This window comes from Pedobacter sp. MC2016-14 (genome assembly GCF_020991475.1).
Lineage (GTDB): Bacteria > Bacteroidota > Bacteroidia > Sphingobacteriales > Sphingobacteriaceae > Pedobacter.
This window is the reverse complement of the sequence record NZ_JAJMPA010000001.1, coordinates 1,442,689-1,460,689: the sequence shown is the minus strand read 5'-3', so window position 1 is coordinate 1,460,689 and position 18,001 is coordinate 1,442,689. Positions and strand designations below refer to the sequence as shown.

The 18,001-nt window shown below is 41.0% G+C and carries 12 protein-coding genes; all 12 read left to right on the top strand.

Annotation, left to right across the window (positions count from 1 at the left end):
* The 12 genes from LPB86_RS06090 (at position 1) to LPB86_RS06035 (ending at position 17,889) form a co-directional block, all read left to right on the top strand.
* Entirely contained in the window at positions 1-1,509 is a 1,509-nt protein-coding gene (locus LPB86_RS06090) for a RagB/SusD family nutrient uptake outer membrane protein (RefSeq protein WP_230641849.1), read from the top strand.
* 126 nt (positions 1,510-1,635) lie between these two features.
* Positions 1,636-3,024, top strand: coding sequence for a thioredoxin family protein (locus LPB86_RS06085; RefSeq protein ID WP_230641848.1), 1,389 nt, complete (start codon positions 1,636-1,638; stop codon positions 3,022-3,024).
* A 22-nt stretch (positions 3,025-3,046) separates the two neighbouring features.
* Positions 3,047-4,360 (top strand): pitrilysin family protein, encoded by a 1,314-nt coding sequence (locus LPB86_RS06080; protein WP_230641847.1) that lies wholly within the window; start codon positions 3,047-3,049, stop codon positions 4,358-4,360.
* A gap of 2 nt (positions 4,361-4,362) precedes the next feature.
* Positions 4,363-5,778, top strand: coding sequence for a pitrilysin family protein (locus tag LPB86_RS06075; RefSeq protein ID WP_230641846.1), 1,416 nt, complete (start codon positions 4,363-4,365; stop codon positions 5,776-5,778).
* A gap of 43 nt (positions 5,779-5,821) precedes the next feature.
* Positions 5,822-6,949 (top strand): TlpA disulfide reductase family protein, encoded by a 1,128-nt coding sequence (locus tag LPB86_RS06070; protein ID WP_230641845.1) that lies wholly within the window; start codon positions 5,822-5,824, stop codon positions 6,947-6,949.
* A 76-nt stretch (positions 6,950-7,025) separates the two neighbouring features.
* Positions 7,026-7,604 carry an RNA polymerase sigma factor gene (locus LPB86_RS06065; protein ID WP_230641844.1) on the top strand — a complete coding sequence of 193 codons (579 nt, stop codon included), beginning with the start codon at positions 7,026-7,028 and terminating at the stop codon, positions 7,602-7,604.
* A gap of 94 nt (positions 7,605-7,698) precedes the next feature.
* The gene (locus LPB86_RS06060) at positions 7,699-8,838 is read left to right on the top strand and encodes a FecR family protein (protein ID WP_230641843.1); all 1,140 of its coding nucleotides are present in this window, start codon (positions 7,699-7,701) and stop codon (positions 8,836-8,838) included.
* Between the two features lie 268 nt (positions 8,839-9,106).
* A complete protein-coding gene (locus tag LPB86_RS06055) occupies positions 9,107-12,679 on the top strand; it encodes a SusC/RagA family TonB-linked outer membrane protein (RefSeq protein ID WP_230641842.1) in 3,573 nt (1,190 codons plus the stop codon).
* A 10-nt stretch (positions 12,680-12,689) separates the two neighbouring features.
* A complete protein-coding gene (locus LPB86_RS06050) occupies positions 12,690-14,150 on the top strand; it encodes a RagB/SusD family nutrient uptake outer membrane protein (protein ID WP_230641841.1) in 1,461 nt (486 codons plus the stop codon).
* A 76-nt stretch (positions 14,151-14,226) separates the two neighbouring features.
* On the top strand, positions 14,227-15,354 hold the full coding sequence (locus LPB86_RS06045) for a TlpA disulfide reductase family protein (protein WP_230641840.1): 1,128 nt from the start codon (positions 14,227-14,229) through the stop codon (positions 15,352-15,354).
* 28 nt (positions 15,355-15,382) lie between these two features.
* Positions 15,383-16,783 carry a TlpA disulfide reductase family protein gene (locus LPB86_RS06040; RefSeq protein WP_230641839.1) on the top strand — a complete coding sequence of 467 codons (1,401 nt, stop codon included), beginning with the start codon at positions 15,383-15,385 and terminating at the stop codon, positions 16,781-16,783.
* Positions 16,780-17,889 carry a TlpA disulfide reductase family protein gene (locus LPB86_RS06035; protein WP_230641838.1) on the top strand — a complete coding sequence of 370 codons (1,110 nt, stop codon included), beginning with the start codon at positions 16,780-16,782 and terminating at the stop codon, positions 17,887-17,889. Before LPB86_RS06040 ends, LPB86_RS06035 begins: the two co-directional genes overlap by 4 nt.
* Positions 17,890-18,001: the final 112 nt, after the last annotated feature.

Below are 18,001 nucleotides of genomic sequence, written 5' to 3'. Positions count from 1 at the left end.
ATGAAATTATTAGAAAAAAAATATACCGTATTACTTTGCCTGCTGCTAATCTTAACCTGTTTGTCTTCATGCAAAAAGTCATTCTTAGAGGTTGTGCCTGAAGGGAGGCTCATCGCTCAAAAAACTAGCGAGTATTCTGCTTTATTAAACTCCTCTGTAATAATTTTAAGTGCCAATGGTTACGAAGCTCCTATTGTGATGGGCGATGACGTATCTGCCATTGAGCCTTATTTTGCAGGAACTACCTTAAAATCACAGCGGATGTTTAGATGGGATGCAACGATTTATCAACCGGATGAAAACCCCAGCGAGCTTACAGTTTATAGTGAGGCAGCCAGAACAACAACAGGCTTACTTCGGTCAATTTACACCTATAATAGTGTAATTAATGAAACACCACAATCTATTGGTGGAACAGAAGCTGAAAAAGCATCTATCATTGCCGAAGCAAGGGCAATGCGCGCGCTGATGAATTTCCTGATCATCCAGATCTATGCTAAGCCTTATAACCGGGCAACTGCGGCTACAGATCCAGGCTTCCCTATTATAACCTTAGCAGATGCCACACAAACCACATTCAGCAGAGCAACTGTGCAGGAATTTTATGACTTCATCCTGGCTGACCTTAATGCTGCAATTCCGAACCTTCCAACTACCATTCCATTTAATGGAAGAATGTCCAGGGCTGCCGCACAAGGACTTCTTGGTAAAGTGCGTGTGTTTATGCGGGATTTTGATTTGGCATTGCCGTTATTAAACTCATGCATTAGCGATATTGGCACAGTGGGTACGTCTGTATCGCTTTACGATTACAATACAACCTTTGGCGGGACTCCTCCAAGCTGGACAGTTGGGATCTTTGGGGTGAGTTATCCTATTCTTCCAAACAATAGGGAATTACTCATCAGCCGTGTTGGCGTTAACCCGTATGCGAGTTATCTTGGACCTCTTTTTGGCAGTGGCCCGGGCGCTGAGCTGATCATTAGTAAAAAAGCCATGGACCTTTATCAATCAACAGATTATCGTTTGCGCTTCTTTTCCGACAGCTTTTATGGCGGAACACCCTATCCAAACGGCTTTAAAAGGAGGAACTCTCCTCAACATACGTTTTGGTTAAATTTGCCAGACATGTATCTTTTACGTGCTGAATGTAAAGCCCGGGCAAATGACCTGGCCGGAGCCCGTCAGGATGTTGTGTTTTTAAGGTCAAGAAGAATGCCTGATGGTGCCATTCCTGCAAGTGTGAACGGAGCTGACCAAAATCAGCTGATCAGGTTTATTGTTGATGAACGCATCCGTGAATTTGCCGGAATGGGCCATCGATGGTTAGACATGAGAAGGCTGTCAATAGATCCGATTTTTGAGAACGATGCGTACACACATATTTTGTATCCTGCAACTGGATTAACCACGGGAGCTACGACCTTTACACTAACTAAAACCCGTTTAACACTACGTATACCACCAAAAATTTTAGGTCAAAATCCAGAAATGTCTGACAATCCTTAGAATCAGATTTTCAACTATTGTGAAAGTACATGGCTAACAATTTTACCCATGTACTTTGCATAGTTACACGGTTTAAAAAGGAATAAACATAAATCATCAATATCCTAAAACAAGTCATTGACACATATGAAAAGGTTAATAATTATTGCACTCCTACTATTTTCCTGCGGAGTGTACGCACAAGACGGTATTCAATTTTACCAAGGTACCTGGAAGGAAACACTTGCAAAGGCCAAAGCTGAGAAGAAATTAATTTTTATCGACATCTACACCAGCTGGTGCGGCCCGTGTAAGATGATGGCAAAAGACATATTTCCATTGAAATCAATTGGTGATAAGTTTAACACCAATTTCATCAACTATAAAATAGACGCAGAGAAAGGCGAAGGCATAACCATCGCCAAAACTTATAAGGTAAACGCCTATCCTACTTACCTTTTTGTGAATGGTGATGGAACCCTGTATTATACCACTTTAGGTGCAATGCCGGAACAGGCATTTATTAAAGAAGCAGAAAACGCAATTATTGAATTTGGAGATCCTAAGCCTTTGCCTGTATGGCAAGCCGAATATTCTACAAAAAAAAATGATAAGGAGTTTTTGATGGCATACATGAAAAAACGAGCAAAATTACGCCTGGCAGATGATTACCTTATCGACCAGTACGTCTCCCTGGCTTCAAAAGAGGAACTATTATCAAAGGAAACATTGACCTTCCTGCTGCAGCAGCAGGGCGCAACCGTAGATGGCCCCTTCTTCAGCTTTTTAACTGCGAATAAAGCTGAGGTTGCCAAATTAATGGGCCAGCCAGAAACCTCCGTAAACAGAATGCTTTCTCAGTATGCCGCTGGAGATCTGAAGAGAGCAGTTGCAGGAAAAGACACTAAACTACTGGAAAAAATTATTGCAGTAAGGACAACCCTATCTCCTGGAAGCAATGCTGCTATAGATGCAGATGAAACCAGGATGAGCTATTATGCACAAACCAGAAATGAGCCGGAACTCATTAAAGCGCTCTACAAATACAGCAAGTCACTACTTGCCTTTGATAAAAATAGCATTAAAGAAGCAGATGCCCAACAGTTAAAAAGTTTTAACGAAAGCGTAGCTGCCGGACAAATGAAAGATGCCAGCCCGGAACAAATTGAAATGTCGAGAAAGTATGTTGGTAGTATTGCAGCAACCAATTACGCTTACAGGGTTCGTGATATGGCTACTGCGGCATACAAAAGGGTAAATGATAAAGCTGTTTTGAACGAAGCACTAAGCTGGATGAGCGTAGCAGCAGCATATAGCGATAATTTTACCATCCCGGAAGTAACGGCTGGCCTTCTTTACAAACTCGGTAGAAAGGACGAAGCATTGAAAAGTCAACAGAAAGCCATAGACGATTTTGCCGCTATAAAAATGGACAATGAAATTATTACCATGAGGCTGAAAAACCGCCTTCGGGATATGTTAGATAATAAACCAGTATGGATAGATAATGAAGCTGCAACAGTAGCAGCGAAATAAAATAATACGCAAACACTACATCATGAAATTGAAATTACTGCTGATTGCGGCATCTTCCGGACTTTTCCTACAGACCACAGCACAACACGTAAAGTTTACAGAATATGACCTTGACAACGGCTTACATGTGATACTCCATCAGGATAAAACAGCACCTGTTGTAGCGATATCGGTCATGTACCATGTAGGATCTAAAGATGAAATCCCTGGCCGTACGGGCTTTGCCCATTTCTTTGAACACCTCTTGTTTGAAGGTACTGAAAATATGAAACGGGGAGATTTCATGAAGATCGTGAGCAGTAACGGCGGAAATAACAATGCCAACACCACACAAGACCGTACCTTTTACTATGAGACCTTCCCCTCAAACCAGTTAGAACTGGGCTTGTGGCTGGAAAGCGAACGCATGTTACACCCTAAAATTGAAGAAGCAGGAGTAAGAACTCAAAATGAGGTGGTAAAAGAAGAGAAACGAATGCGGGTAGACAATAGCCCATATTCGAGATACATTGAGGCCATTTCCGCTCATCTGTTTGAAGGACATCCTTACCGCTGGCAGCCTATTGGTGCAATGGCTGACTTAGATGCCGCAAAACTTGAAGAGTTCCAGGCTTTTTTTAAAAAGTATTACGTCCCCTCAAATGCGGTACTCACGATAGCTGGTGATATCAACATTGAAAACACTAAAGAATTGGTCAGCAAATATTTTTCAGAAGTTCCGAAAGGTACCCCGATTGTGAAACCCAACTATTTTTTAAAACCAATTTCGGGAGAGATCATTGATACTGCTTATGATGCAAATATCCAAATCCCCGCAATCTTCGCCGCTTATCGTGCACCGGGCATGAAAAGCCGGGATAATAAGGTATTGGGCATGTTAAGTACACTCTTGTCTGGAAGCGGAAGTTCCCGCCTAAGTATAAGGATGGTTGATGCCCAAAAAACTGCGTTGCAAGTAAGTGCTTTTAACTTTACACTAGAGGATTATGGCATGTACATTACACTGGCACTGCCCGCAAATAACACCCCGTTAAAGGATCTACTTGCAGATATTGACGAAGAAGTAACCAGGGTGCAAAATGAACTCATTACCGAAAAGGAATTTAAAAAGCTGCAAAATCAGTTTGAAAATGCGTTTGTAAGCACAAACAGTTCCATGATTGGACTGGCTGAAAACCTGGCCAACGGTTATACTTTTGAAAACAAAAACACCAATGCCGTAAATGAACAGCTCAAAGAAATTCAATCGATAACACGGGAGGAAATTCGTGAGGTAGCCCGTAAATACCTCCAAAAAGATAGTCGTGTTGTGCTGTATTACCTACCCAAGAAATAAACATGAATAAGCTTTATATCATCGCCTTAACTGGATTACTAATCCAGTCTGCAAGTGCACAAAAACTTGACAGAAGCAAACTACCAAAAGCCGGCCCGGCCCCTGTTCTGGCCTTTGAAGATCCGCTTTCTTTTAAATTACCCAATGGTATAACTGTATTTGTTGTTGAAAACCATAAGTTGCCAAAGGTTAGTGCTACGCTCAGCATTGATGCAGGTCCACGGACTGAGGGACCAAAGGCGGGTACCCTGGATATATTAGGAAGCATGCTGCTGGAAGGCACCACTACGAAAACGAAAGTTCAGTTTGATGAGGCGGTAGACCAAATGGGAGCTGTTGTTAAAGTAGCATCTTCAGGTGGATCCGTAGCTGCCTTGACGCGCTATTTTGAACCTGCTTTTTTGCTGATGGCGGATGCTTTGCGTAACCCGTCTTTTCCGCAGGCATCTTTTGATAAAATAAAATCTCAGGCACTGTCAAATCTCAAGTCAAATGAAGTTAACCCATCGGCTGTTTCGCGCAAAATGGTAACGGCGCTTTCTTATGGATTGTCTCACCCAATGGGTGAATTTGCAACAGAAAAAACGATCAACTCCATCACATTAACAGACGTTAAAAATGCATACAAAGCCAACATCACACCCTCCAGGACATTCATAACATTTGTGGGTGACATCAAACCTGATGCCGCAAAAGCCATAACAATGAAAGCATTCAGCGATTGGACTGGCATTGAACTTGAATTTCCCAAAATTGCTAAGGTTAGCAACCCTTTAAAAACTGAAATTGACATAGTAGATATGCCCAACGCGGTGCAGTCTGAAATCAACATTACAAATTTAATGGATTTGCCGCTGAGCAATCCAGATTACCACGCAGTATTACTTGCAAATGAAATTTTAGGTGGTGGTGCCGACTCAAAATTGTTTAGAAATTTAAGGGAGAAGCACGGTTTTACTTATGGCGCTTATTCAACAGTGGGATCTGGCCGCTTCCAGTCAGCATTTTCGGCAAATGCAGCGGTACGGAATGAAAAGGTAGATAGTGCGATCGTTGAATTTCTCCGCGAGATCAGGATCATGCGTACGGAAATCGTAAACACTGAAGTACTTCAAGGTGCGAAAAACTTGTATAACGGCAGTTTCGCTTTGAGTTTAGAAGACCCGGCCCGTACAGCTGGTTTTGCACGCAGCATTGTACTGAACAATTTACCCAAAGATTTTTACCGAAACTACCTCAAGAAAATAAATGCCGTTACCCCTTCCGATATTCTGAGGGTAAGTCAGAAATATTTTAGCGCAGAAAATACGCGGATTGTTGTGGTTGGTAAAAAGGACATTTTTATTTCTGGCTTAAGTAAATTAGGCTATAGTATAAAAATATTTGATACCAATGGCCAGCCAGTAGGAGCTAAATAATAGCTCTTGACCAAAACAAATGAATTAAAATTACTTAACCAAAATGAAAATGAAAAAATATGTGTTCTGCTTCGGACTGTTGTTGGTTTTTTCCAGTGCCTTTTCACAAACTGGATTTACCCTTAAGGTAAGCCTTAAAGATTTTGACAATTATGTCCCTTTTTTATATTATCAAAATGAAAACCATCAACCCGTTATTGAGCGTACCTATAAAGTAGAAAATGGTCAAATGGTTTTCCAGGGTAAGGTGGATGCCGTTTCGTTTGCCTCCTTTGGTTTGAGGTTTAAGGACCAGTCTTTAGCAACGAATGCAAATAATGGTATGCCTTCAGCTCCGCGCAGCCTCATTTTAACAAACACCGATATTACGTTAACTACTGATGGTGCAGACAAAGTTAATGCAGCCAAAGTGAACGGAGGAAGTTTAAACCTGGAATACGACATTGCCCAGGCAAAAATGGATCAGTACGCTAAGGAAGAAAATGCAAAAGCAGCGGCTTCTTCTGCGCCAGTTAACCAGATGAGTGTGATGATGAATGAACCGGCAAAATTGCGGTTTATTAAAGAGCATCCAGAATCAATTGCAAGTGTTTATTATTTATCGACATTAAGAACCATGTTGAGCTTGGATATGCTGAAGGCGGCTTATGCTAAACTTAATCAGCAATATAAAAATATACCCGATGGCAAAGCTGTAGGAGATTTGATTGCAAATTTGGAGGCAACGTCTACAGGAAAAACAGCTATAGAAATCAACAAAAAGGACATCAATGGAAATCCCGTGAATTTAAATACGCTTAAAGGTAGGTATGTATTACTTGACTTTTGGGGAAGCTGGTGTGGTCCTTGCAGGGCAAGTCACCCACATTTAAAGGCAATATACAGTAAGTATAAAAGTAAAGGGCTTGAAATTCTGGGTATCGCAGAAGAGCATGGAAAAACACTAGAGGACAATAAAAAAAGCTGGAAGAAAGCTGTAGAAGAAGATGGAATGAACTGGCTTCAGGTGTTGAATAACGAAGATCAGCAGGTTTTTGATGCCGTGAAATCGTATGGAGTTAGCGTGTTTCCTACTAAGGTTCTTTTAGACAAAGAAGGTAAAGTTTTGGCAAGATATACCGGAGATTCAAAGGAGATAGACACAAAGCTAGCAGAGATCTTTGGCCTATAAATTTTAAATATTGCAACCCTTCCCTATTGTAGCGATCAAAATTGCTGTAATTTTAGTTACCTTTAGGGACGGGATAATGAAAGAGTTGAACACATATACCGATTCGGAATTGGTTGCCATGATAAGTGAAGGCAATGAGCTTGCATTTCGTGAAGTTTATAATCGCTATAACGGACTTCTGTATGCATATGCTTTTAGGCGGTTACAAGTCAAAGAGGAAGCTAAGGATGTTGTACAGGAGGTGTTCATCTCTTTATGGGAAAAACGCTCAGGTTTTATACTTAAAACCTATTTATCAGGATTTTTGTACAAATCAGTACTCAATAAAATTCTGGACATCTGGAAGCACAATAAGATAGTGAGAAAACATGTGTTAAGTCAACCGTTTCAAATAGCAGCAGACTCGGTAGAGACAGACTTTCTGATCCGGGAAAAAGATGTAACAGCAATGATTGAGCGTGAAATTGCGGCTATGCCAGCCAGAATGCGGGAGGTTTATGAGCTTAGGTTCAAACAACATTATAGCGTGAAACAGATTGCCTCAGAAATGGAAATTTCCGAAAATACAGTGGCTACCCAGCTTCAGCGAGCTTCGGCACACCTAAAAAACAAGCTGGGACTGGTGGTATTTATCATGCACCTGCTCAATAGATAATCCAGCATTATATTTTTTTCCTGCTTTGTGGTTGATTCGGCATTCTGAATCGTCTTTGCCATATAATTAGGATAAAAATCATTCAAATATGATCATGGATAATAAACAGGTCGACATATTATTGGATAAATTAGCCTCCGGGCAATTTACTGCCAGAGAAGAGCAGCAGGTTCGTCTATTTATCCATCACTACAGGGAAAACGGAGATTCCGGATTGACCGGGAATGATTTTTTAGCGGCCGAGAATGAGATGTGGGAAGTTATACAGGGCCGTTTGCCGAAAAAAAGAAATTATACCGTCTGGAACATTTCTATAGCAGCAGCTTTAGCTATTATGATGTTTGGCGCAGGCCTGTTTTATTTTAAAAACCCTCTCGTACAGCCAAAGCAAAACATTGTTTATAACCATGACATCCCGGCCGGCGGCAGCAAAGCAACATTAAAATTGAGTAATGGCAAAACTATCCAGCTAAGCAGTAACAAAACGGCAATAGTAATTGATGTTTCCAGCCTAAAGTATAGTGACGGCAGTGTTGTTTCTACAGGAGCAGCCAGAGAGAAACCCAGCGGCACCCAGACAGATACTTATAACACCATAACTACCCCGCGTGGGGGTAGTTATCAAGTAATTTTACCTGATCATTCTAAAATATGGCTTAATGCAGCCTCCAGTATAACTTTCCCCACAACATTTGCTGGTTCGGACAAAAGGAAAATTGAACTTTCAGGAGAAGCCTATTTTGAAATTAAAAAAGACAGAGCACATCCTTTTATCGTAAAAACTCAGAACCAAACTGTTACCGTATTGGGCACGCACTTCAACATCAACTGCTACCCCGATGAGCCAGTTACAAAAACAACGCTCCTGGAAGGAAGTGTAATGGTATCTGTATTGCAGAACGGACGTTCAAAGTTGCCATTGCAAACTGCAATCTTAAAACCTGGACAACAATCGGAAATGCAAAATAACAGCATCGACATTTCTCTGGCAAGTGAAGATGCAACGGCATGGAAAGATGGGAAATTTAGATTTAACCATACCAGTCTTGAATCTTCTTTAAGACAGTTGTCGCGATGGTATAATATGGACATTAAATACGTTGGCGGCATCCCTGACCGTAAATTTACAGGTGGGATAAATAGGAATATATCACTGGTGGAAGCCTTAGAGATCTTCAATTACATGGATGTAAAATTTAAAATTGATAAGAACACCATCATCGTATCACATTAATAATTAACCCGGATATTTTACTTAAACCAAAATACTATGATAAAAAGCTAACCAATAATTACTTCAGCTAATTCAATAAAAAACCGGAAAGTGGGTCGAAGCACAATCCGGCAGTTTGATGAGTTAAGCCTGCTTTTCAGACGAGTCTGAAAAGCAAAATAATTGAACAACTATTTACTTTCAACTCAACCAAACCAAAAGTATGAAATATAATACTTTAAAACTAGGTATGCCGAATTTACGGCTTCCTCAGAACATATTGTTAATTATGAAATTAACCACTTTCATATTAATTGTGGCCTTAGCGCAAGTAAGCGCGAAAGGTTACGCACAAAAAATTACTTTAAACGGGCGCAATATACCCCTGGAAAACATCCTGAAATCCATTCGCCAGCAATCGGGATATGAGTTTATTTATGATGTAAATGAGCTCAAAAATCAGCGGATTACTGTTGTGCTATCTGGTGTATCTGTGGAAGAAGCAATAAAGGAAGCCATTAAGGATTTGCCCCTTTCTTATAAAATCATTAACAAAAATATTGTACTCACTAAAAACAAACCATCGTTAATTGAAAAGATTGTAAATGTGATGTCTGCGATAAATATCCATGGTATAGTAGTAGATGATAAAGGCCGGCCATTGAGTGGTGCCACCATTGTGGTTAACTTGGGTGAAAATATTCTTGCCAGATCAATTACTGATGCTAAAGGAGAATTTTATGCACGTAGCGTGCAAGAGGAATCTAAAGTCAGTATTTCCTATATCGGCTATAAAACGCAAGTTTTAGATGCTAAAACAGAGATGGGCAGAATCACCCTCCAGCCAGGGCAGGAAACATTAAATGAAGTAAGTGTAGTTTTAAATAATGGATATGTTACACTTTCCAAAGAACGAAGTGCCGGTTCTTTTGCCAAAGCCGACATGAAAATTGTAGCAGACCGTACGACAAGTACAAATCTTTTACAACGTTTAGAAGGTCAACTCCCTGGTTTGGTAATCAACAATTCTGGTGGCGGTGCACCGGTATTGGTAAGAGGCCTAACTACGATTCCCACAGGCGCACGCACCAATACAGCGCCGTTATATATTGTAGATAATGTGCCTGTCGCCGACCTCTCGAACATTAATCCGGAAGATGTCGCCGACGTTACGTTGTTGAGAGACGCTACCGCAGCTTCAATCTGGGGCGCCAGGGCGGCTAATGGGGTAATTGTAGTTACTACTAAACGGGGGGAACGGAACAATAGAGTTACAGCGAGTTATAGAGGATCTGTGAACTTCCCCAACAAACCTGATTTTGGTTATGTACCTTATTTAAACAGTCGCCAATACGTGCAGGTTGCTGAAGAATTATATAACATACCTCAAACGGCTTATTCTCCTTCCTATCTCAGTGTTTATCCACTCAATACGGTTTCCACAACAAATGCCGGAGGCATGGCCCCACATGATGCGATCTTATACAGTTCTATGACTGTAGCTCAAAAGAGAGCCGCACTAGATAGTTTGGGCAGTGTTAACAACAGGGATCAAATTCTGGACCTTTGGTACAGGGATCAAATGAACCTAAGCCATACGGTAAATATTCAGGGTGGTGGTAACAGGTATAATTTTTACGCATCGGGTGCTTTTACCAATAATATAAGTTCAGTAATAGGCACTAAGGACAACATGTACCAAACCACGATAAATCAAGACTTTACTGTAAACAACTTTATTAGTTTGAGTTTAAATTCCAGAATAAATTATGGGTTAACGAGTTCCAAACGTGCTCCTGCATCGATCGGGGCAGCCTTTCTACCATATCAAATATTTAGAGACGCATCTGGAAATAACATTAATATGCCCTGGATACAATCGTATCCTGAAGCTATTAGGTTAGACTTTCAAAACCGAAGCCGGATTGATTTAAACTACAATCCCCTTGATGAAATTGAACGTGGATCAACTAGTGGTAATAATCTTTCTGTTAGCAACCAGCTTGGAACGAGGATCAATCTTTTTAAAGGCCTGAGATTTGATGGAACATATAGTTTTGCAAGGACAACAGTCAAAAGCGAAAGCTTTGATGCCCAAAACAGCTATAGAACCAGAACCGATCTGCTTTCGACTACCCAGAATCCAGCTACTCCGGGCGGTGTGCCGGTGTATAATTATCCAACTTTAGGCGGGATCTACGAAACTGGCAATAATTACGTACAAAACTGGACCATTAGAAATTCACTCAGCTATGAAAACAGCTGGACCAATGGATTACACAGGCTGAATGCATTAGCAGGGCAGGAAGCCAATGAAACAAAATCAAATGGCCTTTCTACCAGGGTTAGAGGCTGGGATAGAGACCTCTTACGATCAACTCAGGCGATAGACTGGTATAGGCTGGGCAATGCGGGTATTGGAAACCGGATAGTCTCTAACACAACTACAATAATTTCTGATGGTTCCTTTAACGATACAGGTTTAGCAATAACGCGTTTCACCTCCTATTTCGGTAATCTGGCTTATACTTTTAACAATAAATACAGCCTAAATGCAAGTATCCGTGCCGATCAAAGTAATTTGTTTGGACTGGACAAATCAGCACAAAACAGGCCAGTATGGAGCATTGGTGGTAGATGGACGGTAAGCGACGAGAAATTTATGGCACAAGCTGAGTGGTTGTCATCGTTAGCCTTGCGCCTTACCTACGGTATTGCGGGTAATGCTCCTTCGCCGGGGACGGCTGCTTCCGACGATATCCTTGCCAGGTCAACCAGCAATTTCTCACCCGGATCAACGGCTTTAGAGATTGCTACCCCAGCCAACCGTACACTTACATGGGAAAGAACAGCTACAAAAAATTTGGGCCTTGATTTTGGATTTTTAAGGGGTAGAATTACAGGAACCATAGATGCCTACTACAGAAAAACCGAAGATTTACTTGGGAGTGTAATTACACATTCGCTTACTGGATATCCTAGTGTAACAGGTAATATAGGCACGCTGGAAAACAAAGGGGTAGAATTCAGTTTGAGTACGCGCAACGTTGAAAGCGCTGCATTTAGATGGGGTACAAACTTTAATTTTGCATTTAATAAGAATCAGATTACTTCTGTCAATCCAGCAACACCAGTAACTTCGGCATCTGGCAGAATCGCTCAGCAATTTGTTAATGGCTATGAGGCCTTTGCAATGTGGGCTTACAGGTTTGCCGGACTTGATCATGATTTCGGAGATCCCCTGGTCAGAAAAGCAGATGGAACCATTATCAAAGCACCGAGTGGAAATACCATACCCCGAGCAGAAGATGTAATGTTTATGGGAACAACGCAACCCAAATGGAGTGGAGGTTTGACTAACACATTTAATTATAAACAATTTAGCTTGTCTGCAAATGCCATCTTTAATTTTGGGCATGTGATGCGGAATGACATCAATACATTTTACAGTGGAAGATTATATGCAGGAAGTGCCTCCAATTTTGCAGGAAATATACATCCTGATTTTCTGCAGCGCTGGAAACAACCCGGTGACGAAGCTTTCACAAATATCCCCTCCTATGTGCCGGGAACAACAAGTCTTTCGCGGAGAAATACCGATTATTACACACAGGGAGACATCAATGTACTGGATGCTTCTTATGTGAAGTTAAGAGACATTTCGATTGCATATAGCTTACCAACTTCGATAATTAGAAGATTGGCTCTTCAACAGGTAACAATTCGGTCAAACATTAATAATCTCCCGGTAATTTGGGCAGCAAACCATGAAGGCATAGATCCAGACTATGGTGGTGGCTTTACCCGATCTTCAAGACCCAAGCAAGGAACACTATCATTTGGCTTAGATGTTAGATTTTAATTATAAACATATGAAACTAGTAGAAAAAAAATATGCTTTAGGACTTTGCCTGTTGTTGGTTCTTATGTCCTTATTTTCATGTAAAAAGTCTTTTTTGGAAATTATCCCGCCCGGAAGATTGATTGCCAAAAATACAAGTGACTATGCAGCCTTATTAATTGCGGGTAGGCAAATGGCTTTAATGAGCGGATACGATGCCCCTATGACAATGGGCGATGATGTATCGGCCATTGAACCTAACTTTGGAGGCGCCTCTTTGAGAATTCAACGGTTATTTAGATGGGATGCAAATATTTATCAACCTGATGAAGCCCCATCTGATCTATCCGGGCTATTATCTTCATTGTATGTAATCAACAAAGTGATCTCCGAAACCCCGAGTTCTATTGGAACGGATGCAGAAAAGGCTCAAGTTATGGCAGAGGCTCGTGCTATGCGTTCATTTGCCTTTTTCATGGCAATCCAATTATATGGCAAACCCTACGATGCTGCAACGGCGGCTACAGATCCGGGCTTTCCGTTGGTGACCCAGGCAGACGCTACACAAACAGCGTTTACGAGGGCATCTGTTAAGGAAGTATATGATTTTATTATTGCTGATCTGACTGCTGCGATTCCAAACTTGCCAACTACTATTCCCTACGGGACAAGGATGTGCAAGCCAACGGGACAAGGGCTTCTCGCAAAAGTGTATATCGCCATGCGTGAGTACAGTTTAGCCCTGCCTCTTCTAAACTCCTGCATCACTGATATCGGCTCTGTTGGTACTTCTGTAACACTCTATGATTACAACCAAACTTTAGGTACTAATGGCATCTGGACACCTATAGGCCCCTCGGGAATTAATTTTCCTTTAATTCAGAACAACAGAGAGGCATTATTCAGCAGGGTCACCATTAATCCTTTCACTGCAGGAAGCGCTTATGACATTATCCTTAGCGATAAAGCCCGTGCCTTATACCAGGCTTCTGACCTTCGTTTGTTATTTTTTGAAAACTCTTATCCGGGCGGACCCGTAGCCGGATTTCCGGGGAATCATATAAGGAGAAATTCACCAGCCCATACAACATGGCTAACCTTAGCAGACATGTATCTTTTACGTGCCGAATGTAAAGCCCGAGCCAATGATTTTGCTGGTGCCATTGCTGATGTTGTATACCTTAGGGCGAGAAGAATGCCTAACGGGGCCATTCCCCCCAGCGTTAATACAAATGACAAAGATCAATTGATCAGATTTATTGTAGAGGAGCGTATAAGGGAATTTGCGATGATGGGATTTAGGTGGTTTGACATGAGGAGACTCTCTTTAGATCCACTTTTTCAAAATGACACCTATACGCATGTTGTATTTCCGGCATCGGGAAATGCTCTTGATGGGGTGACAACTTTTACGCTTAACCCTACACGGTTAACCATGAGCATGCCTCCCCTAATCCTGACCCAAAGCCCCGATATGCCTGATAACCCATAACACAACTAAACAACTAAAAAGTCCTTCCAAAAATTATTGGAAGGCTTTTAATTATTTATCATAAGACAATCTAACCATGTTAAAATCATTTATTTTCACGCTGAGCTGTTTAATAGCGGCTTATGCGAGCGCACAAAACAATTTTAAGATTATTGGAAAAATCAGTCCCAGATACAGCGAAAGCAGCGTATCCCTGAGCTACCTTGATGAAAATGGCTTTAAAAGAGATACCGTTAAAGTTAAGAATGGCATGTTTTTAATTCAGGGCCATATTAAATCCCCCTCAAAAGCCAAACTTGCGATGGTAAATAATTCTACAGCCCAATCGCAGTCCCTGGCCGCCCAAATCAGGACACGCAATGAGCAGGATTTTTATCTGGAAAATGCAGAATTTAATGTATTGGGCGACTCCCTTGAAAATGCAATGATAAAAGGCGGGGCTTTACAGGAAGATTACTTAAAACTCCAGTCAAGTACAAGCACATATAGAAAAGAGATGAGCGCTATCCAAAGTCTCTTGCTAAAAGATTTGGAAGCAGGCAATACAAATATTAATCCTGAAACCACCGCTAAGCTTCGGCAACTTCGCAGAAAAATACAGGATACCAGTATGGATTTCGCAGCGGCAAACCCTGATTCTTACGTAAGTGTTAATATCATCTCTGAAATAGGTGGAGCAAGCAACCTGATGTATATAGCTGCGCATTATGAGGGACTTACTGAAAAGATGAAAAATACGGCTATGGCCAAAGAATTAAGGGGGCGTTTGGAAATTGCCAAAAAATCTTCTACAGGTAAAAAAGCTATTGATTTTATACAAAATGACGTAGATGGCATGCCTTTTAAGTTAAGCTCGATGCAAGGAAAATATGTACTTATAGACTTCTGGGCAAGTTGGTGCGGGCCATGCAGAGCTGAAAATCCGAACGTATTAAAAGCGTACCAAAAATTTAAAGACAAAAATTTCGAAGTATTGGGTGTATCTCTTGACAGTGATAAGGCAGCATGGTTAAAAGCAATTAAAGAAGATGGCATGCCCTGGAAACAGGTAAGTGATTTAAAAGCTCAGGAAAATGCAGCCGCTTTATTATATGGTGTTCGCGCTATTCCACAGAATTTTCTGCTCAACCCGGCAGGAATCATTGTTGCCACCAATCTTCGTGGTGAAGAATTAGAGAAAAAACTAGTGGATATAATCAAGTAAAACGATCAATTAAAATAACAACAAATTTATGCAGCTAAAAAACCTATCATTTGTAATCCTGCTGTTTAGTACCTTGCATAGCCTGGCTCAGCAACAAATTAATCCCCTTCTGGATTCTTTGCAAAAAGAAAAAGACCCCAGCGCATTTAATAAACTCGTCAAACAGCTTGAAGCAGGGACTGAAGATCAAATGGAAGTCCTTGTTCGGTTCTATGGTCGAAATGAAACAAAAGCAGACTCTTTACAAGCGGTGTTGATCAAACGTTTTCCACGAGGAAGAAATGCATCTAATGCCGCTCAGAATCAAATTGTTGAGGCAGCTCCAGAAAAACAGGAAGCCTTGTTTGCAAGGTATGTTAAAGATTTCCCTAACGCAAATGCAGATAACCTCAGTTTTAATGTTGCAAACAATATTGTAAATATTAACAGGGATATCCCCAAAGCACTAACATATACCAAGTATATGAAAGACATTATTAATAAAATAACGTTGGGCGAATCAATCCTTAAATACGATCCAACGGCAGCGGAACAATTTATTAAGCCTGAATTGGAATTGGCAAAACAAGCATTAATCAAATCTGATGCTAAGTTTGAGTATTATGCAGTGGCCTACACCTACAGTAAAATCTTAGCAGTGATGGGCAAAAACAAAGAAGCATTAAGCTATGCAAAAGAGGTATACGCTAATTTACCAAGAAAAAACAATGCACTTATCTCGCATTATGCGAATCTTTTAAGCTTAAACGGCGGATATCAAGAAGCATTTCCATTATTGGAGAAATTAGTTCTGGACGGAAAGAGTGACGACGAAACCAGGAAGCAACTGGAAGTGTCCTATAAGAAACTTAATCCTGGAACAGAAACTGCAAGCTATTTTGCCGCTTTGGATGAGAAACTTAAGGCGAGTACGATGGAGAGAGTAGCGCGCAGCAGAATAAACCGGGCTTCACCAAATTTCCGCTTACAGGATGAAACCGGAAAAATGGTTTCTCTGGCGGATTTTAAAGGTAAAACCATTGTTCTGGATTTTTGGGCCACCTGGTGCGGGCCATGTGTAAAATCTTTTCCTGCGATGCAAATGGCTGTGGATAAATACAAAGACGACCCAAATGTAAAGTTTCTATTTGTCCATACACTGGAGCGTGTTGCGGATCCGATAGCCGATGCGAAAAGGTTTCTTACGAACAACAATTACAACTTCAATTTGTATATGGATATAAAAAATCCTGTTACAAAGAAAAACGACACTGCAAATTCGTTTGGAATTGCCGGAATCCCTACCAAAATAATAGTGGACGGGGATGGGATGATCAGATTTACAACCTCCGGCTTTTCGGGCGGGAACGATGTTGTCGTTGCAGAGTTATCTGCTATGATTGACCAGGCTAAATCACCAATCTCAAACAACCGAAATATAAAACCATGATAAGAACACTAATCACCGCCATGCTGGGTATGTTTGCATTCACCGCAAGCGCCCAAGATGGATTTGTAGTCCAGGGAAAATTATATGAGGCCCAGGAGGGACAGAAAGTATTGCTGAACTACACACTTGAACGAAAATTGGTTCGGGACACGGCAGTACTGAAAAACGGGACATTTCAGTTTACAGGTAAGGTAGACTATCCGACAAGGGCGAACATCATAATGCCCCTAACCAGTATGGGTATCACTACGGGATCATTGAACAGCAAGGAATTTATGCTCGAAAATACGAGAATTACGATTACAGGAAAAGATTTGCAAAACGCTACGGTCACCGGTGGAAAAACACAATCCGATTACTTAAAACTGAGGGCTATGTTAAAACCAGTCCAGGAAGAGATGAACCCAATATCTGCAAAGCTAAGGGAGCTTTATAAGGCCGGGGATATAAAAGCTGCAGACCCTTTTGCCGCTCAGATGGAAGCTTTGCGAAAAAAAGCTACGGCTATAGAAGAAGAATTTGTGCTGAAAAACCCAGACTCTTATATCTCATTAAACCTCGTCTTAAGCCGTATGACTAATATAGACGAAACAAAACTAGGCCCATTGTATGAGGCTTTAAGCCCTGGGATGAAAGCCAGCCCAAATGGAAAATACATCGGAGAACGATTAGCATTGGCCAATAATGTAGGAATTGGCAAGACTGCCCTTGATTTTGTCCAAAAAGACCTGAATGGTAAAAGCATTTCACTTTCATCATTTAAGGGGAAATACGTGCTGATTGATTTTTGGGCAAGCTGGTGCGGACCTTGCAGACAGGAAAATCCTAACCTGCTTAAAGCATACGATAAATTCAAGGATAAAAAGTTCGAAATTTTAAGTATATCGATGGACAACAACAAGGAGGCCTGGGCAAAAGCAATTAAAGAAGATGGCTTACCATGGATCCATTTGTGTGACTTTAAGGGACCAACCAATGCTGTAGCAGTTTTATATGATGTAAAAGTTATACCGCAGAATTTCCTTGTTGGACCTGATGGTAAGATCCTGGCGAAAGACCTTCACGGTAAGGATTTGGATAAAATGCTGACAGAACTTATCCGGTAGAACTTCTTAAGACCATTAGCGGGCCGGTTATTCAAAAAAGTTAGGGGTCATTTAAAACCCGGCCCCTAAAATTATCCATCAGTAATAATGGTAGTAAATACCGTAATCTGTA